This is a genomic window from Ruegeria sp. CH11, assembly GCF_056537105.1.
In genome coordinates this window covers 333,319-354,587 of the sequence record NZ_JBQFQX010000004.1, presented here as the reverse complement: position 1 = coordinate 354,587, position 21,269 = coordinate 333,319, and the positions used below count along the sequence as shown (strand labels likewise).

General features: G+C 51.6%; 24 protein-coding genes and 1 tRNA gene. 14 read left to right on the top strand and 11 right to left on the bottom strand.

Annotation, left to right across the window (positions count from 1 at the left end; genetic code table 11):
- Window positions 1–19: 19 nt before the first annotated feature.
- Genes ACR0LX_RS09620 through ACR0LX_RS09610 form a run of 3 tightly spaced genes read left to right on the top strand, consistent with a single transcriptional unit; the run spans window position 20 to window position 2,528 of the window.
- Window positions 20–1,144 carry a cobalamin-independent methionine synthase II family protein gene (locus tag ACR0LX_RS09620; RefSeq protein WP_480783511.1) on the top strand — a complete coding sequence of 375 codons (1,125 nt, stop codon included), beginning with the start codon at window positions 20–22 and terminating at the stop codon, window positions 1,142–1,144.
- Window positions 1,141–1,836 carry an alpha/beta fold hydrolase gene (locus ACR0LX_RS09615; RefSeq protein WP_480783510.1) on the top strand — a complete coding sequence of 232 codons (696 nt, stop codon included), beginning with the start codon at window positions 1,141–1,143 and terminating at the stop codon, window positions 1,834–1,836. The genes ACR0LX_RS09620 and ACR0LX_RS09615 overlap by 4 nt, the downstream gene beginning before the upstream one ends.
- Entirely contained in the window at window positions 1,833–2,528 is a 696-nt protein-coding gene (locus ACR0LX_RS09610; RefSeq protein ID WP_480783509.1) for an RraA family protein, read from the top strand. Before ACR0LX_RS09615 ends, ACR0LX_RS09610 begins: the two co-directional genes overlap by 4 nt.
- Window positions 2,529–2,681: 153 nt before the next feature.
- On the opposite strand, the gene ACR0LX_RS09605 is transcribed toward ACR0LX_RS09610, so the two are convergent.
- Together ACR0LX_RS09605 and ACR0LX_RS09600 are read right to left on the bottom strand one after the other, a co-directional pair.
- Window positions 2,682–4,067, bottom strand: coding sequence for a hypothetical protein (locus tag ACR0LX_RS09605; RefSeq protein WP_480783508.1), 1,386 nt, complete (start codon window positions 4,065–4,067; stop codon window positions 2,682–2,684).
- A 1-nt stretch (window position 4,068) separates the two neighbouring features.
- Complete coding sequence (locus ACR0LX_RS09600) at window positions 4,069–5,322, bottom strand: M16 family metallopeptidase (protein ID WP_480783507.1); 1,254 nt, start codon at window positions 5,320–5,322, stop codon at window positions 4,069–4,071.
- Window positions 5,323–5,612: 290 nt separating this feature from the next.
- Here ACR0LX_RS09600 and ACR0LX_RS09595 point away from each other — a divergent pair, with 290 nt between their 5' ends.
- The 4 genes from ACR0LX_RS09595 (at window position 5,613) to ACR0LX_RS09580 (ending at window position 7,838) form a co-directional block, all read left to right on the top strand.
- Window positions 5,613–5,906 (top strand): hypothetical protein, encoded by a 294-nt coding sequence (locus tag ACR0LX_RS09595; RefSeq protein WP_480783506.1) that lies wholly within the window; start codon window positions 5,613–5,615, stop codon window positions 5,904–5,906.
- 272 nt (window positions 5,907–6,178) lie between these two features.
- Window positions 6,179–6,255, top strand: a tRNA-Met gene (locus tag ACR0LX_RS09590).
- Window positions 6,256–6,576: 321 nt separating this feature from the next.
- A complete protein-coding gene (locus ACR0LX_RS09585; RefSeq protein WP_480783505.1) occupies window positions 6,577–7,107 on the top strand; it encodes a hypothetical protein in 531 nt (176 codons plus the stop codon).
- A complete protein-coding gene (locus tag ACR0LX_RS09580) occupies window positions 7,107–7,838 on the top strand; it encodes a hypothetical protein (RefSeq protein WP_480783504.1) in 732 nt (243 codons plus the stop codon). The genes ACR0LX_RS09585 and ACR0LX_RS09580 overlap by 1 nt, the downstream gene beginning before the upstream one ends.
- Window positions 7,839–7,936: 98 nt before the next feature.
- On the opposite strand, the gene ACR0LX_RS09575 is transcribed toward ACR0LX_RS09580, so the two are convergent.
- The 3 genes from ACR0LX_RS09575 to ACR0LX_RS09565 all read right to left on the bottom strand — a co-directional run bounded on the left by ACR0LX_RS09575 (window position 7,937) and on the right by ACR0LX_RS09565 (window position 8,980).
- Window positions 7,937–8,434 carry a hypothetical protein gene (locus ACR0LX_RS09575; protein ID WP_480783503.1) on the bottom strand — a complete coding sequence of 166 codons (498 nt, stop codon included), beginning with the start codon at window positions 8,432–8,434 and terminating at the stop codon, window positions 7,937–7,939.
- A gap of 61 nt (window positions 8,435–8,495) precedes the next feature.
- Window positions 8,496–8,741 (bottom strand): hypothetical protein, encoded by a 246-nt coding sequence (locus ACR0LX_RS09570; RefSeq protein WP_480783502.1) that lies wholly within the window; start codon window positions 8,739–8,741, stop codon window positions 8,496–8,498.
- Window positions 8,738–8,980: a hypothetical protein gene (locus ACR0LX_RS09565; RefSeq protein ID WP_480783501.1), complete on the bottom strand. Its 243-nt coding sequence runs from the start codon at window positions 8,978–8,980 to the stop codon at window positions 8,738–8,740. The genes ACR0LX_RS09570 and ACR0LX_RS09565 overlap by 4 nt, the downstream gene beginning before the upstream one ends.
- Before the next feature lie 619 nt (window positions 8,981–9,599).
- Between ACR0LX_RS09565 and ACR0LX_RS09560 the strand changes: the two genes are divergently transcribed.
- On the top strand, window positions 9,600–10,082 hold the full coding sequence (locus tag ACR0LX_RS09560) for a hypothetical protein (RefSeq protein ID WP_480783500.1): 483 nt from the start codon (window positions 9,600–9,602) through the stop codon (window positions 10,080–10,082).
- A 49-nt stretch (window positions 10,083–10,131) separates the two neighbouring features.
- On the opposite strand, the gene ACR0LX_RS09555 is transcribed toward ACR0LX_RS09560, so the two are convergent.
- Entirely contained in the window at window positions 10,132–10,917 is a 786-nt protein-coding gene (locus tag ACR0LX_RS09555; protein ID WP_480783499.1) for a heparin lyase I family protein, read from the bottom strand.
- Between the two features lie 955 nt (window positions 10,918–11,872).
- Here ACR0LX_RS09555 and ACR0LX_RS09550 point away from each other — a divergent pair.
- Window positions 11,873–12,043, top strand: a complete 171-nt coding sequence (locus ACR0LX_RS09550) for a hypothetical protein (RefSeq protein WP_480783498.1) — start codon at window positions 11,873–11,875, stop codon at window positions 12,041–12,043.
- A 298-nt stretch (window positions 12,044–12,341) separates the two neighbouring features.
- Here the strand turns inward: ACR0LX_RS09550 and ACR0LX_RS09545 are convergent, their stop codons facing one another.
- On the bottom strand, window positions 12,342–12,758 hold the full coding sequence (locus ACR0LX_RS09545; protein WP_480577329.1) for a hypothetical protein: 417 nt from the start codon (window positions 12,756–12,758) through the stop codon (window positions 12,342–12,344).
- Between the two features lie 197 nt (window positions 12,759–12,955).
- On the opposite strand from ACR0LX_RS09545, the gene ACR0LX_RS09540 reads away from it, so the two are divergent.
- Window positions 12,956–14,383, top strand: coding sequence for a tyrosine-type recombinase/integrase (locus ACR0LX_RS09540; protein ID WP_480783497.1), 1,428 nt, complete (start codon window positions 12,956–12,958; stop codon window positions 14,381–14,383).
- Window positions 14,384–14,872: 489 nt separating this feature from the next.
- Window positions 14,873–15,223, top strand: a complete 351-nt coding sequence (locus ACR0LX_RS09535; RefSeq protein ID WP_480783496.1) for a hypothetical protein — start codon at window positions 14,873–14,875, stop codon at window positions 15,221–15,223.
- Window positions 15,224–15,330: 107 nt separating this feature from the next.
- On the opposite strand, the gene ACR0LX_RS09530 is transcribed toward ACR0LX_RS09535, so the two are convergent.
- Window positions 15,331–15,975, bottom strand: a complete 645-nt coding sequence (locus ACR0LX_RS09530) for an acyl-homoserine-lactone synthase (RefSeq protein ID WP_480783495.1) — start codon at window positions 15,973–15,975, stop codon at window positions 15,331–15,333.
- Window positions 15,976–16,313: 338 nt separating this feature from the next.
- Between ACR0LX_RS09530 and ACR0LX_RS09525 the strand changes: the two genes are divergently transcribed.
- Entirely contained in the window at window positions 16,314–16,499 is a 186-nt protein-coding gene (locus ACR0LX_RS09525) for a hypothetical protein (protein WP_480783494.1), read from the top strand.
- Between the two features lie 475 nt (window positions 16,500–16,974).
- Here ACR0LX_RS09525 and ACR0LX_RS09520 read toward each other — a convergent pair whose 3' ends face one another.
- Entirely contained in the window at window positions 16,975–17,454 is a 480-nt protein-coding gene (locus tag ACR0LX_RS09520) for a hypothetical protein (protein WP_480783493.1), read from the bottom strand.
- A gap of 248 nt (window positions 17,455–17,702) precedes the next feature.
- On the opposite strand from ACR0LX_RS09520, the gene ACR0LX_RS09515 reads away from it, so the two are divergent.
- Entirely contained in the window at window positions 17,703–18,596 is an 894-nt protein-coding gene (locus ACR0LX_RS09515) for a lipid A-modifier LpxR family protein (protein ID WP_480783492.1), read from the top strand.
- Between the two features lie 110 nt (window positions 18,597–18,706).
- Window positions 18,707–19,174, top strand: coding sequence for a DUF2799 domain-containing protein (locus ACR0LX_RS09510; RefSeq protein ID WP_480783491.1), 468 nt, complete (start codon window positions 18,707–18,709; stop codon window positions 19,172–19,174).
- A 201-nt stretch (window positions 19,175–19,375) separates the two neighbouring features.
- On the opposite strand, the gene ACR0LX_RS09505 is transcribed toward ACR0LX_RS09510, so the two are convergent.
- Together ACR0LX_RS09505 and ACR0LX_RS09500 are read right to left on the bottom strand one after the other, a co-directional pair.
- Complete coding sequence (locus tag ACR0LX_RS09505) at window positions 19,376–19,609, bottom strand: hypothetical protein (RefSeq protein ID WP_480783490.1); 234 nt, start codon at window positions 19,607–19,609, stop codon at window positions 19,376–19,378.
- Window positions 19,610–19,707: 98 nt separating this feature from the next.
- Window positions 19,708–20,400 (bottom strand): SOS response-associated peptidase, encoded by a 693-nt coding sequence (locus ACR0LX_RS09500; protein ID WP_480783489.1) that lies wholly within the window; start codon window positions 20,398–20,400, stop codon window positions 19,708–19,710.
- Window positions 20,401–21,269: the final 869 nt, after the last annotated feature.

Genomic DNA, 21,269 nt, shown 5'->3' with positions numbered 1-21,269 from the left:
AAGACGTAAGGAGGCCTTTATGACCGTCAAAACCACACATGTCGGGTCATTGCCCCGGACACAAAAGGTCGTGGATTTCATCTTTGCCCGCGAAAATGGAACGCCTTACGAGACCGACGCCTTCGATGCCTGCATGACAGATGCAGTATCCGAGACTGTGCGCAAACAGGTCGAGGCCGGAATCGATATTGTCAGCGACGGTGAGACCTCCAAGATCTCTTACGCAACCTACGTCAAAGATCGCTATACTGGATTTTCCGGCGACAGTCCGCGCAATGCACCCGCGGATCTGAAGATGTTTCCGGGTTTCCTGCAGCGTCTTGCCGATGACGGCGGGACGCCGCAATACGCGCGTCCCATGTGCACTGGCGAAGTGCGCTCGAAGGGGCAGGGAGAGCTGGAAAAGGACATTGCCAACCTCAAGGCCGCGATGGCGCAGCACGGGGCCGAACGGGGGTTCATGAATGCGGCTTCGCCGGGCGTGATCTCGCTGTTTTTGCAGAACGACTTTTATTCAACGCGTGAGGCGTATCTGGCCGCATTGGCCGATGCGATGAAAGAAGAATACGAAACCATCGTGGCCGCTGGTCTGGATCTGCAACTGGATTGTCCTGATCTGGCTTTGTCGCGTCATATGCTGTTCACCGATTTGTCGGACGACGAGTTTGTCAAAATCGCCGACATGCATGTCGAGGCCCTGAACCACGCTCTTCAGAATGTCCCGCAGGACAGGGTGCGGGTTCATATTTGCTGGGGGAACTACGAAGGGCCACATTGCTGCGACATCGCAATGGACAAGGTTTTCAGTACCCTGATGGCGACCAAGTCGCGCTATGTGCTGTTCGAAACCTCGAACCCGCGCCATGCCCATGAATGGACGGTGTTTCGTGACCGCAAAGCTGAAATTCCTGATGACAAGGTGCTGGTCCCCGGGGTGGTTGATACCACCACCAATTTCGTCGAACACCCCGATCTTGTGGCCCAGCGGATTGATCGGTTTGCCGGGATCGTCGGAGCCGATCGGGTGATCGCGGGCAGCGATTGCGGCTTTGGAACCTTTGCGGGCTTTGGCGCCGTGGACCCTCAGATTGCCTACGCCAAGCTGGCGACGCTGTCCGAGGGGGCAAAACTGGCCTCATCATGACGCCGCTGATCTTCTTGCCCGGCATGATGTGCGATGCACGTTTGTTTGGTCCTCAGATCGAAGCCTTGTCTGGCAGGATGCCCATCACGACCTTTCCGTTGAACCAGCACGATACCGTCGAGGCCATGGCTGCGGACGTATTGTACAACGCCCCGCCGGACTTTGCCCTGGCAGGCCTGTCGATGGGGGGGATTGTGGCGATGGAGGTGCTGCGTCAGGCGCCCAACCGTGTGACGCGCCTTGCGCTGCTCGACACAAACCCGCTGGCTGAGACGCCCGAGGTGAAAGCCCGGCGTGCGCCCCAGATGGCGGCGGTGCGCGACGGGCATCTATCGCAGGTGATGCGGGACGAAATGAAGCCCAATTATCTGGCTGACGGTCCCCGCCAGGGCGCGATTCTGGATCTGTGCATGGTGATGGCGACGGATTTGGGGCCGCAGGTCTTCCTGCGGCAGTCCCAAGCCTTGATGAGCCGCCCCGACCAACGCGGCGTCCTTACGACCTATTCCGGCAAGGCATTGGTTTTGTGCGGACGAGAGGACGGGTTGTGCCCTGTCGAGCGGCATCAACTGATGCACGATCTGCTGCCAAACAGTACTTTGCAAGTAATCGAGGGGGCTGGCCACATGCCCACGCTGGAACAACCAAATAAAACGACAGCGGCGCTGATCCGCTGGCTGGAGGACACATGACACCGTCCCTATTATCCCTTCTCCGCAAGGTCGACACTCCAACTGTCTGCAACGCCATCGAAGTGGCGCAGGGCAAACGCGGGTTCAACAGGTTTACCCGCGGCACCATGCTGTGCTCTGCTCCCGACGAGCCCGCTTTGGTCGGCTATGCCCGTACCGCCAAGATTGCGGCGATCAACCCGCCGTCCGAGCCTGCGGATGTCATCAAAACCCGCCGCATGGCGTATTACAAATACATGGCCGACGCGCCCCGGCCTTCGGTCGCGGTGATCGAGGACCTGGATTACCCTGATTGCATTGGCGCTTATTGGGGCGAGATCAACACGACGGTCCACAAAGGGTTTGGTGTTTCCGGCGTTGTGACCAATGGGGTGATGCGCGATCTCGGGGATCTACCCGACGGGTTTCCCGTCGTCGCCGGTTCAGTCGGACCAAGCCACGGTTTTGTCCACATCCGCGAGATTGATACAGAGGTTTCGGTATTTGGCTTGACGGTCAAACCGGGAGAATTGGTCCATGCCGACCGCCACGGCGCGTTGATCGTACCGGATGACGTTGTCGACTACCTGGAAGCCGCAATCCACAAGCTGCTGACGACCGAGCGCATTGTCCTTGAGGCAGCCACCAAGCCAGATTTTGACTTTGACGCATTCGAAACCGCTTGGACAGCCTTTGAAAAGGCAAGGGTCTGATTGCTGTTGGCTAAAAGCCCGAGCGGTTTGGTGGTTTTGTGCATTCGGCCCGCGCTTGGCGAATGTACCGAAGATTGCGCGCAGCAAAGGGCGCAGACCAACGCATCCTTTGCTTTGGTCGATCAAGCCTTTCTGTCGCGAACAAACCCGGGCTCAATTCTGAGCATTTGAAAGCGCGTCGAGACAAAAGCTGAGCGGCGCGTTTTTCGGCTGCGCGCAATACCCATTCGATTTCAATTCATCTGTCGGGCCTTCACCGCCGCCGATCAGCACCAGAAGAAAATCGTCCAATGGCGGTAAGTGCCTTCCCGAGTTTGCGGCGATCTCAACCGGAGACGCCGTTTCGGCCGCCTCGAAAAGCGGAAAGTTGAACGCGCCATCAACGCCTTTGGGGTATTCGAACAAATATTGCTGTGCCCCCCAGACAGGATCGCTGAAGAAGTCCCCATAATATGCCCTGTTCAAACGGTCCAATTGAATCTCCAAACCCCGTTGATCGACGTTTCCGGCACGCGCAGTCTTATAAATTTCGGAAATTTTGTCATAGATTTCGGGCCATTTCAGCGCTTCTACGGTCGCGCTCAGCGAAATGATCGCATTGTTCTTTCTCAAGACAATGAAATCCGAGCGCGGATCGTAGGCGGCGCGCATTTCCTGCCGAATGATCTCGAACATTTCAGAACCCTGATTGGCGCCAACATAATCGACCAATAAATGTGTACCGATTTGGGCCTTCTCGTCGTCGAACTCCTCGGCCTTTACCAGCAAGATCAGCATCTCGGTCGAGCTAGGATCGGCAAAATGAATGGTGCCTGTCGGCAGCGCCATGGGCTTGGCGCCGGTGCCGGTCAAAGTTTCGGCCCAATCAGAAAATGGAAGTTTCCAGGCGGTTCGTGCGTTCGGCAGCTTTTCAATCAGACGCTCGGTCCGGCGTTCGACCTCCGGATCACCCGATCGCAGGATCGCCTGTTTCGGACGGCCAAATCGAAAGACGCCATCGGTGCCGTCGATTTCCGCGTCATCCGGTTCATAGGTCAGAAAATCAGCGACCTCGTACAGCACATCTTCGGGCCGTCTGGTGACGATTGATTTAACAGGGCTGAGCCTTTGAAGCGCCCGCGCATACCAGCCGCTTGAGTATTCCGGTTCAAGCAGCAGGTTCTCAAGGTGGATCAGAGTTTCGGGAAAAACACCTTCTGGTGCCGAAACCGTAAGCATCAAATGTCGGTCGCTAATACTGACGTTCTGCGTGACGCCTTTCAGCTCTAGGAACTCAAAAACTTTGGTGGGTGATCGGCTCGATGTGCCGCCGAAGGCCACACTCAAAAGACCCGCTTGCAACGCAGCAACCCGGTCTTTCGTCGGGTGATCGATTTCCCATGCCAATGTAATTGCAGAAATGCCGGTGCGAAGTGGTTCGAGGTAGATGATCTTTGTTTCGCCACCTGTCGCGATCAGCTCGGCGTGTGCCCGCTGCACCGGCAAAAGGCATGTAACTGCCAATAGTGCCGAGAGTATCTTACCTTTAAACGCCTGCATTTTATTCTACTTTTTGGGCCAACACGACGGAAGTGGCGGATGGCTTCATGACTGTTTCCGCGAATTCGATGACGTCCTGATCTGTGGTATTGCTCAGGATCTCAGCAAAGACCGAGGGGCTGATTGGCGGGAAACCGTCGGCGGCCACATTCTTCAGGAACCACAAGAAAGCCGTCGGTCGCCGCGCCGAATTCTGAGCCCAGACAACATCTTTCTGGCGGGCCTTGTCGATCTCTTTTTTGCTGATCGGTTCGTTCAGCAAGTTAGCCAAAGCTGCCTTTAAGCTGTCATGCGCCTCGTCCAAGCTGAAACCGGGCATGAGTTGCATATCTATGGTTAGTTCCAGATCGGCATTTTTGGCAAAATACCATTCTGAGTTGACGTCAAGAAATCGTTCGTCTTCAAAGTACAAGGCCCGGGAAATCCGGTTCCCCAAGACCGTGGTGGTAATGAAAAAAGCCCCCTGCATGTCGATGCTGGTTGACCGGTCCGCGAAATCCACGAATTTCGCAAACTGCACCATATCTTGCGCCAATCTGTCAGATTCGATGCGTTCGACAGCTCTGAGTGAGGGATCCGGTTTCCGGTCCAGCCATGGCTTTGCAGGGGCTTTGGACGGTTTGGTGTCGCCAAAATAGCGCGCAACAAGTTGGGCCGCCGCATCCGGCTCGATCTTACCTGACACAATCAAGGTGACATTTGAGGGCGCGTAGTGCTGTTTGTGAAATTGATACGCCTTATCAAGGCTCAATTTCGGAAGGTCTTCGATCGTATTGTCCGCGCGACCGCGCAGCGTGCCATAGAGGTTTTGCAACGCAATTCTTCTCAGCCAGAGATACGGAGATTGCCGTTCACGGAGCAACGTTTCGCGCTGCACGATGTCAATTTCGCTTTCCGCGAAGCCATCTGGCAGTTTCGGCGTGTCCAGAACTGCCCGAGACAGCCGCAACATCATTTCAATGTCGGAAGGTGCGCCGGAATTTGTGTAGACCGTCGACACATTATTGGTCGTCGCATAGATATCACGCTGCCGCGGCCTTCTGAGCACGGTGGCATCCGCCGAAAAAGCAGCCAGATGTTCTGCCAGATGCGCCGTTCCGGACGGTTCTGGATCATCATATGACCCCGAGAGGACGATAAGCTGCACGTCTACGCGATCAAAGTCGTCTCTTGGTACAACATAAGCCGCATAAAGCCCGCCTTTGTCCGAAAGCGGGATGATGTCCTGCGCATGCGCCGTCGCGCCGAGTTGCATGAAAAAAAGCGAAAGAAATATGCCGACTGCGCGCATCGTTAGCCTTTGAAACATGTCACTTGGACAAAATGAAAACTGCCTTGGGGCATCATTGGAAAGTGAATCTGGATTGCAAAAATGCTTGTCGGACATGAGTCGCCTTTTCAAGTGGTCAATTCAAGGCACACCATTATGTCGCCGGCTTGAGATCAAAAAACACCAGCACCTGCCACCTTTTTTGCGGCGCGGCAGGACTACACGCAAACCTCTACATTGCTTATGCGCGCGGCAATCTCAATCAGGCAATCGATTTGGCCAGTTCTGACATCGAGCGTCACGGTCCGTCTGGCGCCGCGACTGACGCCCATCTTTTCAATGCTGCTGCACTGGCCCGAACCAGACGCTTTGACGAAGCGGATGCGGAAATCCGCGCCGCGCTTGAGGTCAACCCGATCGCGCGCCGCAGCCTGCGCTGTGGCATCATGCTGGAACTGGCAAAAAATGGATCCCCGACCGACCGGTCCGAGGCGGTGTTTTTCACGCTCGATGCAAACTATGTCCTCAGCGATTCATTCGATGAATTTTACGCCCAGCTGCGCGAGTAGTCACGCAAACGGACCCGCTATTCCGACCGCCATGATCCCAATCCACAATCATTTTCGCTGTGACCGATCAGAGAGGTCGCTTTGCCCAGCCCAGCGCCTGCAACGCTCTGTGCTGAGTGACGGAAAGCAAATTGCTGAACGCGGCGCTGGGATCAGGGTGGTCGCAATGTGTACGGAAACCGGTCGCGCATTCAGTGCATTTTCTTATCCTCGAAACTGCGCTTTTCCTCTTGACCGCCTGCGCCCCCTCGCTTACATCGCCTCTCACTCATGGCGGAGTAGCTCAGTTGGTTAGAGCAGCGGAATCATAATCCGCGTGTCGGGGGTTCAAGTCCCTCCTCCGCTACCATTAAAATCAACCACTTACATTAATATTGGCGCTGCCCGAATTTCCCACCCTGGATTCTGGGGGACATATGGGGGACAAAGGGCTTGTTTTTCGCCCACTAGCTGCGCCAGTAAGTTCTTTGGCGCTCTACAAAGGCAAGGTCGCCCTGACTTCGGACATCTCCGGTGCCGGTGACACCTTGATGCGCTTACCGTTTGACATATTGCGCTCAAGGGCGCGGCGTTATGGCGCTTGCCGGTTCAAGTGGAAAACGTCTTACTTGCCAAAGGGCTTAAGTCTAGTAGCGGCGATAAGTCGTATAACCGAGAGTAATTTTGCGGCATGAACAAGGCAGACAAGATTCGCCTTTGCGATGAAATTGATGAGTACTTGGGGTCACCAAAGTCGCTCAAAGGACAGCAGCCTATCTGGCGCGAAAATGGCCGTTTGGACCAAGTGGATGCGAAGTGGCCGGTAATAGAGGCTGGCGGTATCAGCCGTTCCCACCTTACTTTTCGATACAACAGGGTTTCCACTGGAGAGCCCAGTGTTTCATTAATTTACAAAGGTAAGAAGGTGTGTCGGGTTGATATTAAGCCAGAGGCAGTCAGCGACGGGAATCCGCCTCAAGCAGCAAAACTTGGCTTGCCTCCTCACGTTTATGGAACGCATATTCATAAGTGGAAGAACAACCGCCAGTATGTGTTGGAGGCTTTGCCACTAGATGAGTGGGAGATTCCAATAAAGGAAGAAATTTCTCAAGCGACTCAAAAGCTTGGACATTTGCTGGCTTACATTTGCAGCGAATGTAATATAGAATTTACAGCGGAGCAGCGAGAGTTGAATCCGCCTGCGCGAGAGGAGCTTTTCTGATGACGGCGCTTTGTGAAACACTTCTAAAATACACCGCTAGCTTCACGTCATGCGTTGAAACGGAAAATGGTGCGCAACTGCGTACTATGTGCGTCTATCCTTCGTTTGAGCCAGTCTTTGTCTACATCGCGAAGCTAGGAGACGGTTTCGTTGTCCACGATGCGGGGGAAACGGTTGCTGTCATAATGGGGCATGGCCAGTCTGGTGAAGCCGCAAAAAAAGTTATCAAATCCGAGTGTAAGCGATACGGCCTCGCCTTCGGGAAACGTCGAGTATCATTAAAAGTCGATGCTACGGAATGGCTGGAGCCAGCTATAATTTCTGTTGCCAATACTTGTGCGATGTCTGCTCGGATTGCGCTTAAGGAAAGCACCAAAAAAACGGAACACGCCCTTGCCGACAAACTATATGACTTGTTAGCTCCGAGCCTGCCCACGGGAGTAATATCAAAGAGCTACCCGTATAAAGGAGCAAGTGGACGTCGCTACAAGTTCGATTTGGCGGTTCAGGGATCTGAAGGGATAACCCTGATTGAAACAGTCACATCACATGCGAATTCTGTGAACTCCAAGTATGTTGCCTTGGCGGATATTCCTTATGACGCGAACGTCAACAAAATTGTGGCACACAACAACGACCTGACTGCTGAAGATATCCTGCTTCTTCAGAATGTCGCCACAGTTGCGGGGCCGGATGGTGTCCACAACTTGGTCACGCGAAATGTCCAATAGTTTATCTCGCCTCGGTAAGCTGACAGAGACACCCGGTTTGGAGGCGACATGTGATTTATATGTTACTCAGCCTTGGCTTTTCGTTTTCCGGTAGCGTCCTAATTTGTGCTTTGCGCCACCACTAACGGCGGTTCTTTCGGGAACGACCGGATATCGAACCACTTGAAGCACGTTCCATCCGCGTTTCGCTTGTCGCCCATGCTCAGGTGTGCGCCCGTGGTTCTATGCCGTATCAGCGCCGCCCTGAATGCTCGTAAGTCTATCAACCACCAGTTCAGGATAGTCTGCCCGTCTGGCCCTGCATGGCCGTAGAACATCCAGTCTCCGTGGCCGTTTACAATCTTGGACAGCTCCGTCTCGGCCCCGGTTGGTAGCTTGGCGCGTATAGTGAACTGATGCGGATATCTGGCGGCGTACCCGTACCGCCTGACCCTGGCGGCGATCCGCATGTCCTTGGCGTCCAGCATCAACAGGTCAGTGGCCTGAAAGTGGTCCAGCGGATCTGGCGATGCCTGCAGGATGTGGCAGCCGATGATGCTCTTTATCTCGGGCAAGAACTGGTCCGACCAGTGGCGGTTGACGGTATAAAAACTCATATCAAATCTCGAAAATAAAAACGGGCGCAGGTAATGCCGCGCCCTTTTTTGGTACTCAAATTTAGGCTGCTTTGTTCTGCGCTTTTCTTACCTCTGATGCAGCAAGTTCAAGGCGTTCAATTGCATCCGCCGCCAGTTCAGCGATTGCTTCAAGCAGCGCGTCGTAGCCGCCCTTGTTTGCCAGGTCGATGTTCACTGCTGAATCACTTGCAGCGATACCAACTCGACACAGATTGAAAATGGCGTAGCAGTTGCCCTCTGCGGACTTGGTGTATTCAGCCTCGTACAGTGCAAATGTATCGTTCATGACACCAACTCCGGCTCACTCACCGAATCCAAGGCGACGTTGAGATTGTGGGCTCGCTCCTGCGCCATAGCCATAACCTCAACCATTTGTTCCCGCCCGTCATTGCCGCTTATCAAAGACGTCGCAGCGTCTAACAGGCATTCGATGATGAGCGCCTCTTGCTGCAATTCAGCGCGGGTGCAGCTTTTTCTGGGATAGGGTAAAACTTCCCCGTTCGCGCAAACGCGTTGTTCAGTCATTGCTGTTTCCTCCTGAGTTTCGAGCAGCCAATTGTTGCCCTTAAAAGTGATACAGTGTATCTATAAGTAGACGGTGTAATTGTCAATACGTAGAACTCAAAAAGATACAGGGTATTCATTATGACGCCATCACAGGCGCGGGCAGCAAGGGCAATTCTGAAAACTGGTGTGCGGGATGTCGCGCAACACACTGGAGTCACTCCGAACACGGTTTCACGGGTAGAGGCAGAGGCACCACTTAGCGGGCGCGGACCAAATGCCGCTACAATTGCTGTGCTTAAATCTTGGTACGAAACCCAAGGTATTCAGTTCCTGGACGAGGGCGACATGGCCAATGGGGTGGGTGTGGTTTTAGTTGGAAAGCGGCCATAAGCCCTATCCCCTTGCAACCGTGGTCTCGCACATGGCATGTCCTGTTGGCTTGTTTTTGGTCCGCAGGGCATTACTCGCTGGACGCATTTCTCCGGAAATTTGGCAGCTTTGCTCAGGTCAGGGTACAATAAAGCTGGGACGTCAGCCGCACAGTTAGCGGAATACTTCATAACCAAACGAAATTAGCAGCGATAAAGTAGAAAGACGGCGCGTAGTGAAAGATTCACCTTACCTCAAAGAGTGCAGATTGGGTGACGTAATTGCAGCGATTCAAGTGCTTGCTTACTATAAGTTCTACAGGCTGAATCTGGAAGATTGGGCAGAACGCATTACCGAAGACAAAAGCCACGTGGAGACGCTTAAAGAGCTATTCTATGACCATCCCGAGTTTTTTCAGTTGAGTGGTGATGAAGGTTCCCGAAAGGCTGCCCTGGTGGCGCGCCGAAGTTTTACCCGCTCCTACGACGTGGACCTGGCGCGAGAAATTCCCAAGCCTGAAGTCATGGAGCGCCGTGATAACCCCGCATCTTGGGGTCGATTGTCACGCCGACCGCTGACACCAGACGAAACCGCCGTCCTTATTGGAACTGCTGTGGATATGCACAGCCGCGCCATCGAACAGCAACAAGCCTCCCGATGGTGGGTTCCGTTAGCTGGTGCGGCCCTCGGATTTCTTGGCGGTCTCGCCAGCACCGCGCTAGGTTTTGGTCTCGCGTCCATCGGCAGTTAAATCGCGGAGGTTCCGGTTCTTGGACGAAGGCGACAACGTCGCTTGTACGTCACTTAGGTCGTCCATAGTAAATATTTCTAACTTGAATTTTCACCCCGCGTTTTGGAAAGGGCGCAAATGGGTTTGGCTTGCCAAGTCGCCCAAAGTCCCGACCGTATCCACTAAAGTTCGGCCCAATAGCCCAGATTATGTCTGCTTTAGGTTTCTGTTTGCTTGGGTCGCACTGAAGTTTGTATTCCGCAGCGCAATCAGGGGGAATGACTGTCTGTGTATTTAATCTTCTTAGGACCACACGGCCGTTGCATTGCGCCTCCAAAAAGCCATCTGGTTTTGCTGACCACTTTATCTTGAGGCGGAAATTATTCCATTTCCCAAACTCGCTTGGTTTGACGCAAACTTGACGCTCAAAAGTCGCGCCTCTAACGCCATCGAGTAGAATCTCATAGACGTGGTTCTTTACACCTTTGTTCCGCTTCCATTCCGCTATGAGCAGCCTGCTGTATGCGGGGTACCGTTTGTCTCCGTCATAGTTGAAAGATTTCGGAACAAAAAACTCGAAGCTGTACTCCACGGTTTGCCCGACGCGCGCCAGCTTTTTTGTTCTGATTTGAGAACGAAGCCGCCCACCTCCGCAGTCACTTTCTCCTCGCCCATCACCGTACTTTTTTGCTCCACACTCTCCAGGACGAAGCTCAAAGATATGTGAGCCATTGGAAAATATAGGCTTTGTGCCGTTCCACTTCACTTCTCGGAAAGCAGAACGATTGGTCTGAGCGTTTGCAGCGCTTAAGCTCAAATTAATGAGCAGCAATATTGTGGTAACTAATGCCAACATCCTCAAAGTCATGCTCTCCAGCTGCGCCTGAGACAGACTGCTTTCGTAGCATGTTATCTAGAAAGTTCGTAATTCCTACAGTTTTGTTTTCGCCAAAATGGACCAATCACTTTTGTCGGCGTCCGCTTTGGAGACATTGGCATTCTCAGCCGCAGGGCCTGGGTTGCAAAAATCTGGACGATGTGTAACCCGCATCACTGACGAACCCGTTGGAATGGCCCAAAGTAGGCGCAGTTAATGAGTGAGCGTTGGTGTATTTGAGAACGCGGAATTTACAATATCCTCCCAGAGAAGGGGCGCGCTTGTGGTGGGTGCGCCCTTTTTCTTTGGCATGCAGGTTTGGGTGACCCAAGGTCATGAGCCCCTGCCTCTTTACGTCTCAAAACGAAACTCATAGTTCGGCCCAGTCGCTGCGGGTTGCCGCTCACGGAAGCTAATCCTTGAACCCAACCTGTCGGCGCGGTTCGGATGAGGCTCGCAGCGACACGACAGGACTGACAATCTGTACATCAGACTTTCTTTAACTTTCCTCCAAAAACTTGCCGCGCGAGTGTCAAACTTCACTGTGCTTTGATTGCTAGGGTGTTTGATGTACTGAACAAGTATCCAGGTGAGGCACTGATGAAGCACGTTCCCGCTACAACCCAAACAGTCGTTTCCCACGCCTACAGTCTCGGTGACAACGATGCAGAGAGGCACATTGCGCTGTGGGCGGGAAGCCAACTCATGGCGCTCTATGGCAGCCGAGCGGACATCTATCAGGAACACGCCGACATATGGGCCGAAAAGCTGAGTTCTTGGGGTTCGCGTACTCAAGTCGAAAATAGATGATGGCTGCGTGACTTTAGGCCAGTCTTCGCCGTGTCGGGAATGCCACCTGTCAGAATCGCGCGTTTTCGGGTATGCAATCTATCAGGTAGGCACCCAACGTTTCATTCTGCTCTGAGGCATTGCCATGACCTTTGTCCGCACCCCAACTGACTATCACGCTGCTCTCCGGGAAATCGAATATCTCTGGGGTTCAGAACCAGACACAGATGAAGGCCGCAAGCTGGACGAGTATCTAAAGGCGGTTGAGCGATACGAGGAAAACGACAAGAACAAAAAACACCCCGTTTCCGCGTGACGCTCTGTACCATTACACGCCACTCGCTGATTTGGGAGGACGAATATGAATAGGAACTTTCTGATTATTGCGGCTGTGATTATTGTGGTCGTCCTAGGTTTGTCCGCCATGAGATCCGGAGATGAGGGCCTAGGTGTTGAAGAGGCAACTCCGGCTACTGCGACTGACTGAGCGCGAATTGCGGGCCTGTGGGCGCGATACAGGAGTTTGGCGGTAGCTGGGATATCGAACCCGTTATTGCACCTGACGGGTGTATTTGGGGGCTCTGTGCACCACAGAGACCCCATCTGTCCAATTTCTACTTGGCCTTTTTCTCAAAGTTCTTCCAGAACTTCAGCTTTTGCTCGAAGGTCTTCTCCATCTCCTTCGGTTTTGCTTTGGGGACGGCCTGCTGCACAACGTGCGCTACTTCGTGTTTGAGTAATTTTCGTGCTGCAGATGCAGTCTTTGCGGCCTTCGATACCTGAACCTGTAGCTCTTTGTTGGCTTTTGGGTCGGCGCATTTTTTCTTTTTGGCAGTAGAGATGGCCTTTTGCGCAGCCTTGCCTTGTTTCATTGCGACAGTGAGGGCCTTTTTAAACGGAGCCAGCATCTTCTTCGCCGCTGGAGATGCCTTTTCAGCTTGGTCGATGAATTTGGCCTGTCGAACAATAGCTGCTCCAATTTGGTCGGCCTCTTTTTCGAGTTTAGCCATCTCGTTGATTTCTATCTTCACCTTATGTCTCCTTGGACGGAAGTGTTCCATTGTTTCGATTGGCAGATTTGACCGACTCTGCGCTGGAGTTCAGTGAAGTGTGTCACCTAGACAGAAATTGGGCGCAGAAGGGTTCTGGGAACTCTGTCTCAGTCGTTTTTCAACCGAACCCACGACATGATCGAAGGGCTAGAAACCCGATTGAAGAGGGATTGAACATGAACGAAGCGAAACACGCGCCAGACTTATCTTGCCTGGAAAATATCGCCGAATTACCAGCAAGGCGCAGCCCATATTGGAATATTCTCGAGTATTGCCGACACATTGGTGTGGTGAAACTACCATCAGGTGACTGCAACTGGATGGCTCGGATTCGTAGAAGAGATGGAAAGTACAGCCAAACGCGACTCGGAGCACTTGCACCAATCCACTTGGAAGGTTTGGACTACGAGCAGGCGCTTGCTTGTGCAAACGATTGGTTCAGCAGCCCCGGCATCAAGGCAATTGCGTCACAACCTTACCCTTTGGGCGCGAACTCTCGGCTGAAGTACACAAAGACCAGCGCGCGGTTCACGGTCGGCGACGCAATGCATGGTTTTGTTGAATGGAAACGCATTGCGGCAGCAAAGACATACTTCGAAACATCTCTATCTCTGATAAACCACCACATAATTCCCAGATTGGGCGAGTTACCCATCGAAGAACTCAATCAAGCTGCATTTCAACGGTTTTGCGTCGATGTTCTTGAGGCAGCGCCAAAACGAGGTAACGGCAAACAAGGTCCAAGAATTCGCATTGAGGCTTTGGATCACGAACGTCTACGAAAGCGGAAGAAAACTCTAAATACGGTCATAAGCATTCTTAGGACTGCCATCGAGATGTCTTGGGAAAACGGTGACGTCGAAAGTGAGCGTTCTTGGCGGATCCTACGTAGGATTCCGCATGCAGATTCGCCAAGACAATTCTTCTTAACCCGCGCGCAAGCAAAACGTTTGATTGCTTCCTGCAGGCCGGATCTGGCGCTTCTTGTCCAGGCTGCGCTCTATACAGGATGTAGAATTTCCGAACTGGTGAACCTCAAAGCTCGCGATGTCGGTGGGCATGTATTTGGTGTGTATGTCGAGCCCTTAAAAAGCTACCGGGGCCGCTATGTGATCCTTCCCGAGGAAGGGATGTCTTTCTTTTTGGATCAAGCGGAGTCATTGGACGACGAAGACCTGTTGTTCCGAATGTCATCTGGAAAACAGTGGACTGGTTGCCAAAAACACCTTTTCAAAGATGCAGTTCGACGCGCAGGTTTGCCGGACGGGTTCGTTTTTCATGGCTTGCGCCACACCTACGCGAGCCAACTTGTTCAGGCCGGAACGCCCTTGGCGATTGTCGCGAAGCAACTCGGACACTCCAATACCGATACCGTCAGCAGAACCTATGGCCACCTGTGCTGCGACTCGGTTGAGGCGGAAATTTCACGCAGGTTTGTATCCCTAAGAGAGCCTCGTTCAGATTCTCGCCTCAATGAGCTTCGGGCGACTCTTCAGGGCGAAGTTGCGCCAAATTGGTCCTGGCCACAAAAGAACCGCAGTAAAGCAACAGGTGCTGTCGTCAGAACCTTGAGGAAAAAAGAAGACGAGTTGCGCAAAGGATAGGGCTACAACCAACAGTAAATTCTCAGAACAGAGCAACTATTTAACGGTCTGTTAACCATTGTGTTCGAGTTGTCATTTGTGGACGTCGGTCGCCCTTAAAGTATCAATTTGATATCTAATTTTTGACACAAACGCCGTCCACTTCATCTCAACGTCCAAGCTCAGTCAGCCGTCCGGCTCCATGTGCTTGAACGCTAAACAATCTAGAAAGGAAGAAATGAAAATCCTCAGTTTTTGCGTGTTCGCCGTTGGGGCAACCTTTGCCATGAACGTAAGCGCCAAAGTAACCCCAGCGAACGCAACTCTACAGACCGTTCAAATTGAACACGGAGGCGGGTGCAGAAAAAGTAGTCCGGCAGGGCAGTGCTGCCACGCTGGATCACAACCCTATCACTGCCACTAGCGTCGTCGAGAAACGATACAGAGAACATCGGGATCGAAGAAGCAGATTAGTTAGGTTTCTGACATCTCAAACACTAGGAAAAGTGAATGAAGAAGATTTTTGCGGCTCTGTGCGGGCTGTCTATTGTCTCAGCGTGCGCGCAACAACCCGCTTCTATCGCCCCCGTGTCAATGGGCGACACTTACAGTAACGTTACTTGCTCCAAGGCTGCCGAATTGTACAAGCAGGAAGCCGCAAAAGTTCCAAGTCTTGTGGCGGCTCAGAAGCAAGCTGTCACAGGCGATGCATTGGGAGTCTTCTTAATTGGCGTTCCGATGTCGAGTTTGTCAGGTGGCGATTTAGAAGGCGAAATTGCTGCAACAAAGGGTAAGCTGATTTCGTTAGGTGCCAAACTGGAAACGTGCGGTACATCACCTGCTCAGGTGGCGTGGGGATAGTCACCTGTCGTTGAGGCCAACAAACAAGGGCCGCTCCCAATCTGGGCGCGGCTCAAAGCCTCTAGGGGACCTGTCTTCTGCCATTTCGACCTACTAAAGAAAATAGATCATGCGGACCGTAGAAACTTCGAATTTTGACGGCCAAATCTACCGAGAGAAGACTTCAACCAAAGCCGCGAAAGTTCTCGTGAAATCCCAGCCCTATGTGCGACCCGCGCACAGTCCTCTGCAGAATAGGGCCAAAGTCCTACCGATATTTTGTTTCGGCCATTGCCTTCACATCCGAGAATCGTCGGCGAAGATCCTATAAGGCGATAAATCCGAACCATTCGTTCATCAAATACGCCAGCGATGTGGGTCAAGTTGAAAGCTTCCATTAATTCACCCCCGCTCAGCATTATTGCACCTGCAGTGTGCGGGCCTGAATCGCGAGACAGGCAAAAGCGGGTTACCTCCCAAACACGAGGGTTTCTGATCGGCTCACCACCAGTCAGGTGTCCAAAGACTTCGTTCACCATTACGGGACCAGTGGTAGGTAGTACACGCATCGAACCACCGTGACTGCCATCTTCGTTTTCCCATATCACGTATAGCGGGTTCAGCTCATCGTACTGATCCCTTTCTTCACCTTTGTCGTTGACCACAACATCCCATCCAAGTCGGGTTTTGAACTGGTCAGCTCGGTCTCTAAACATCCCATCGGCCAAAACCGGGTACCGATGTAACTCATCCGAAAATAAATAGCGGAGCATTGGCTTCACCTCTTGATTCCACAACGGAGCCAAGTGGTGGCGACTTATGGTTAATAGTTAGTCATCACTGATGGAGGCTGGTAACCTAACGTTAGCGATTGTTTTCTAATAGTTAAGAAATCTGTACGCCTTACGACAGACAGACTCATCGCGCACTACATCTGATGCTGTGACGGAAACAATGCAGTTTTGGTTCGTGCTAAATCCTTAATCATTACCATATCTGGTAGCACCTGACTTGCAGACGTCTACGAATGAGACTGACCAGGCGACAATTTACCATTCGTTAAGGGAATCGCTTCAATTTGGAGCAAATCGTATCAATGGGGACTGTTGTCATGGATGAAGAGTTTTTACGACGAGCAACCGAGATAGAACTCAGACTTGAAGCTGAGGGAATGTTTGTAACCGCTGAAGCTATTCGACAAGTGGTAAACGAGTACATCCGCGCCCACACAAAAAAACCGATGCAAATGTGTGGCCGAAATGACCCAGAAATAGAAGCTCGGTTAACTACCCATTAACCAAGCCGCCCCAACGATACAAAAAAACAAAAGTTGAGGGGTTTCATGAAACCGAGCCACTGGTTTGTCGAAGCAGTTTACGAAATGATTAACGACGCAAGAAGCGAGAACCAAAAACACGTAGTGTGTGGGCTAAGAACCGCTTTCGAAGTTTTTCAGGAAGAGGCCAATTTTACAGATGAGGATAGACTCATCGTCGAAAGATTAATGCATGAAGATGCGCAAGGATTGTGCGAAATGAGCTACTCGCACTAATTCGATTTTAATAGTATCAGGTTAAACTCCCTGCAGATAGCTGGTGCCCGTTTGTGGGGAGATACTCCGATTGTTTTCGACATTCAGCCAGCTTGAATTATTACGTGAAATTCACCCTTGCACTCATCGCGGTTGCAATTCACCGACGTAAGTTCATGACATCAACGGTTTGAAGAATTGACAATTGAGCAACCCGATTTGTCGTCGGATTAGAATTCATTTAGGCCGCGTCAGACGAAGCCTCAACTTGCGCCAATGCCAAATAAACCCTTTCGAATACTCCTAATATAGCGTTCGTGATGTCCTTGGACATGCGGGGACAATAACTCGCTGAAATATTTCTTTCTTTCTCAGTAAAGAAAGCATCGAGACAATTCCAAACCGAGTCCTGCAGTCTAGAAGTAGTAGAGACTTCTGTCTCCGTTTGATCCATACAAAGCGCAACCTCTTCAGCGACACAAATAGATGTCATTACGGCTTCTTCTACACACTGAGGAGATTTTATAAGCTCTAACATCACACTCATTGCCACAATGTCGAAGAAGTTTGGCGCGGATACTTGTCGCCCACAACCAAAAATAATTTGGGTTCCAAAATAAGGTTGCAATATACGCCACGCAGTCTCAATTTCCGATTCTTTTTTTGAAAGAATCGGCAGGGCGTCCTGAAAATCAAATGGTGTTGTTGTAACGCAAAACAATTTGGATGCCTTCTGCCTACCTCAAACTTTGTTTTTGAACAAAAGTCATAATAGCGAATTAACATACCGTTTCTTTTTTGCACCTCCGCGCTGGACGCCCAACGCATTTGAGGAGACAGGCTCCAAGCAAAACTCGGGAGCACTCAAATTAGCCTCCAGCAAGGCCGCCCATTAGTTCGTTGTTAATGCCTGCGCACTACGAGTTAGGGGGTCATTCTCTCGATTCTCGTCAAAGTGAGGTGAAATTAATGAAAATCTTTGTCCTAGCTCTTTGTGCGAGCTTTATGGCAACCTTTGTCACCGCGAAACCAATTAAATCAAGCTTCTTCACCAATGATTACTTTGGAGATGGGAGAGACCGTTGGCGTTCCGCTAGCTATACGCTTTTCGTTGGCTTCGAGGGCGAGAGAACGGGTGGAGTTGCGCATGATCTTAGGGCCAGGGCAGAAATTATCTCGCCCTGGGGAGCGCGAGCTCAACCAACAAACGAAGACAGGCCCTACGTCGGAATGCTTGGATTCGGTGTATTTGCAAATGACCGAATTGGAAAACTCGAATACAATCTTGGCGCTGAAATTCTGTTTACAGGCGACCAGACCAAAGTAGCTGATTTTCAGCAAGGCTTCCACGAAACAACCGGCATCGATGGGTACTTACCGAGGGACATGCCACATGAACATATCGGTGATGACGTCACGGGCATGGTTTCGGGTGAAATTGCCAGGAGCTACAAGTTAGCGGACGAATTCTCGTTTCGACCTTTTCTTGGCGCTCAGGCTGGCTACGAAACGTTCGCTCGTATTGGCTTTGATTTCATTTTAGGGGGATATTCCGAGGCGGAGCGATATGTGCGCGATCCTGTATCGGGCTTTGTTCAGCCATCCTCTCCGAACCGCGCAGAACGGATGAATGATTTAGCATTTTTGTTGGGCGTGGATTACACGTACGTCACCAACAGTGACTTCTTTCCGAGTTGGTCTGATGTCGAGATGAAGAACGAACGAATTCGAGTACGGGTCGGATTACAAGCTCGGATTGCTGCTGCATCGGTCTTTTTGGGGTTTACCCATCTTGGCAAAGAGTTTCACTCACAAGTCGAAAATCAGAATATCGGGGTTATTTCGCTCGAATTTCCATTTTAACCCGAGCCTAAGAGCAAGATTCCAAAGCAAAAATTCGCGTCCTCTCAAGCCGAAACAAGCCGCTTTTTGTTTCAGCGATTGAGGCGGTGCCTTATGATGGAGAAAACAATATGACGAATAGCAAGCCGCGAAATATAGGTAGTGATCTCTGGTACCAAGCTAGAAACTTCTTTCGAATTTCAGTCGTGAGTGCAGGATCTGTTTTTGCAGCAGGATATTCTGGGTCTTCCGTTAGTGCTCAAGAGTGGCGAGGCAGTGGGTTCCTTGGAATTTTCCCACCTGAGTCTTGCATTGGAAAAATCGACTGGTCGATGGTCGGATTCGCCGATGGCGAAGTTGGGATAGAGGCAGCCTATTTTTCGGTTTACGAGCAGCTATGCGCAAGAAGATCCAAGACTCCAGACAAGGAGGCGTACTTTAGTGCTTACAAAGTTGGAAACCGTATCTATTGCAGGCCGGAGAACATCTACCGTTTGGCGCGTGGTGGTTGGGTTTCTATAGGCGCCTGTGAAAACAGCCCGAGAATTGACGAGATTATCGAAGCTGTTCAAAGGGGCTTTGCAGACATTGATAAGTGATGGCCGCGTACCACGCGCGCGCCCTTCGGGAAACTTCGACTTTAAACCCACCAATTAGCCGGATGTCCAAGTGGATTTGCTTACACAAAATTAACCTAAAAGTGGAATGTTGGAATGACTAAGATTTCCTCGGACTTGCCCGGCCAACTGGTCGGGCTTTTTTTTGGTACGAAATACGCGGACTGCTGCATCTTTTCCAAATTAGACATTTCTGCTCCCGGCGACGTAGAGCTTGAACGAGCCATCCCCGCAAAGGTCCGCTTCGCTTTCTGCCAATTCCAGGTCAAACGTTTCAATGAACGGCACGATCAACTTCTCATCCAGCAGATAGAATGACACGGCATCTTGCGCTTCGCGAGACAGAACGTGGTCGCCATTTCTGCCCCAACGCCCTCGACCTGCATGGCTATCCAGCCAAGCGTCAATTTCATCCAATCGACGGCCAAAACCTAGCTGGGGCAAACACACCCGTACCCTGATGGGAAAGAACTTTTCATCTGAGGCTTTCTTCCGGGATCTGCTATGCGTTGCCATCAGGCGTCAAACACCTCAATCAGTTCCGGCCCATCATCGTCCCGGCCTAAAGGCGCGACCTTGTGAAACTTCATGCGCCCATCCCATTCGGTGCCAAGCTCTTGAGCTGCGGTGTGGTCAATCTCGCCCGACATCCAAGGCACCAGATTTTCGTTGGAAAGTATGACCGGCGACCTAGCGTGGATGTGTTCAATTTGATGCAGGGCCGGTCTCGTCAGTATCGTGCAAGTTTGCGGCCCGGATTTCAGGCGCGAATAAAGCCCTGCAAAGTACATGCAGGGATCATTGGTCTCAGTCTTGATTACCCAAGGCTGCTTTGCGCCTTTTGGTCCTGTCCATTCATAGTAGAAGCTGGCCGGTATGATGCAACGGTTGTGGTTCCACGCGACTCGGAATGAACCCAGCGTATTTGCGGTTTCTATCTTCGCATTGAATGTGGTGGGCTTCCACTCCTTCACATCACCCTTGAACCAGTGCGGGACAAGCCACCAACGCGCCGTCGTGCTGATGAATTGGTTCTCGTGCAAAAAGCCAATGTCCAGCATCTGGGTCGGTTTGACGTTCCAACTCATCGGCAGGTCTTTGGCACTTGGATCACGCGCAGTTGGAATGGGAACGCCATTCACGATCCAGTTTTGCAGAGCAAATAGCTCTGACCATGTCATTCCGGGTCTACCGAGTCGTCCGCACATCTTGAGAGCATAGCGAAATCACGCGAACGTTTGGTGACCTTTGTTGATGGCGCGACTTGCTACTCGCAAAGAATTAGTGCTCTCGGGGTTCGAAATCTTCATCGAAGGAGTATGATTTTAAACGAAAAGGAGTTGAGCGATGATTGAGTGCGTGTTTTTAGCGGGAACTTTTTGGCTTAAAGGTTTTTTGTTCAACAGCGATGAATTTCTAATCAGGGTGGATAAGATTCAAATGGTGAGCCCAGACTACGAAGGACTTACCAGGACCGGTGGAACGACAATCAAATTGGTTGGGGAAGACCTGTCCGTGCAGGATAGCGTTGGAGAAGTGATGACAGCTTTGGGGGACTGCAACGAGCGCACAGACTAGGGCAGCAGTTAAAGACGATTAGACAACTCGCTTAGCTGGAACAAGAGCAAGGGCTGGCTGAGGGGGTAGAAGCCAACCCCGCTCCTAGTCTCGAGGGGGTGAGTGGTATTTCTGATTCTAAGATACGTATTTTGCGAGTCGGGCGATATTGGGGGATTCCCGTAATCCCTCAAAATAGAACGAAACGAGTTGTTTCCCAGTTGGGAACGGTAAGTTTCACAATGAATTGTGGACACAATTTTGCCGCAATGCGACGCTCGTCGCGTGGGCGGCATGTCTCGATTTTAGCACGTTCTAGTTATTTCGACTGGATTTGAGGGGGTTACCTAGTACGACGTGCCGCCCCACGAAATACACACCAATCCGGAATAAAACGAATTGCGTTTTTTGAATGTTGGGGCGCTGTCGCTGATTTCATGCAGTGGTCGTATTTGGAACACTTAACACATATATCAGTTAGACGCGGCGCGCCTTGATGGGATTGCGATTTCAATGAGGG

Coding starts and splice junctions, on each gene's coding strand:
- ACR0LX_RS09620 (WP_480783511.1), top strand. CDS start 20: ATGACCGTCAAAACCACACATGTCGGGTCATTGCCCCGGACACAAAAG.
- ACR0LX_RS09615 (WP_480783510.1), top strand. CDS start 1,141: ATGACGCCGCTGATCTTCTTGCCCGGCATGATGTGCGATGCACGTTTG.
- ACR0LX_RS09610 (WP_480783509.1), top strand. CDS start 1,833: ATGACACCGTCCCTATTATCCCTTCTCCGCAAGGTCGACACTCCAACT.
- ACR0LX_RS09605 (WP_480783508.1), bottom strand. CDS start 4,067: ATGCAGGCGTTTAAAGGTAAGATACTCTCGGCACTATTGGCAGTTACA.
- ACR0LX_RS09600 (WP_480783507.1), bottom strand. CDS start 5,322: ATGCAACTCGGCGCGACGGCGCATGCGCAGGACATCATCCCGCTTTCG.
- ACR0LX_RS09585 (WP_480783505.1), top strand. CDS start 6,577: ATGAACAAGGCAGACAAGATTCGCCTTTGCGATGAAATTGATGAGTAC.
- ACR0LX_RS09580 (WP_480783504.1), top strand. CDS start 7,107: ATGACGGCGCTTTGTGAAACACTTCTAAAATACACCGCTAGCTTCACG.
- ACR0LX_RS09575 (WP_480783503.1), bottom strand. CDS start 8,434: ATGAGTTTTTATACCGTCAACCGCCACTGGTCGGACCAGTTCTTGCCC.
- ACR0LX_RS09570 (WP_480783502.1), bottom strand. CDS start 8,741: ATGAACGATACATTTGCACTGTACGAGGCTGAATACACCAAGTCCGCA.
- ACR0LX_RS09565 (WP_480783501.1), bottom strand. CDS start 8,980: ATGACTGAACAACGCGTTTGCGCGAACGGGGAAGTTTTACCCTATCCC.
- ACR0LX_RS09555 (WP_480783499.1), bottom strand. CDS start 10,917: ATGTTGGCATTAGTTACCACAATATTGCTGCTCATTAATTTGAGCTTA.
- ACR0LX_RS09550 (WP_480783498.1), top strand. CDS start 11,873: ATGACCTTTGTCCGCACCCCAACTGACTATCACGCTGCTCTCCGGGAA.
- ACR0LX_RS09540 (WP_480783497.1), top strand. CDS start 12,956: ATGAACGAAGCGAAACACGCGCCAGACTTATCTTGCCTGGAAAATATC.
- ACR0LX_RS09535 (WP_480783496.1), top strand. CDS start 14,873: ATGAAGAAGATTTTTGCGGCTCTGTGCGGGCTGTCTATTGTCTCAGCG.
- ACR0LX_RS09530 (WP_480783495.1), bottom strand. CDS start 15,975: ATGCTCCGCTATTTATTTTCGGATGAGTTACATCGGTACCCGGTTTTG.
- ACR0LX_RS09525 (WP_480783494.1), top strand. CDS start 16,314: ATGGATGAAGAGTTTTTACGACGAGCAACCGAGATAGAACTCAGACTT.
- ACR0LX_RS09515 (WP_480783492.1), top strand. CDS start 17,703: ATGAAAATCTTTGTCCTAGCTCTTTGTGCGAGCTTTATGGCAACCTTT.
- ACR0LX_RS09510 (WP_480783491.1), top strand. CDS start 18,707: ATGACGAATAGCAAGCCGCGAAATATAGGTAGTGATCTCTGGTACCAA.
- ACR0LX_RS09500 (WP_480783489.1), bottom strand. CDS start 20,400: ATGTGCGGACGACTCGGTAGACCCGGAATGACATGGTCAGAGCTATTT.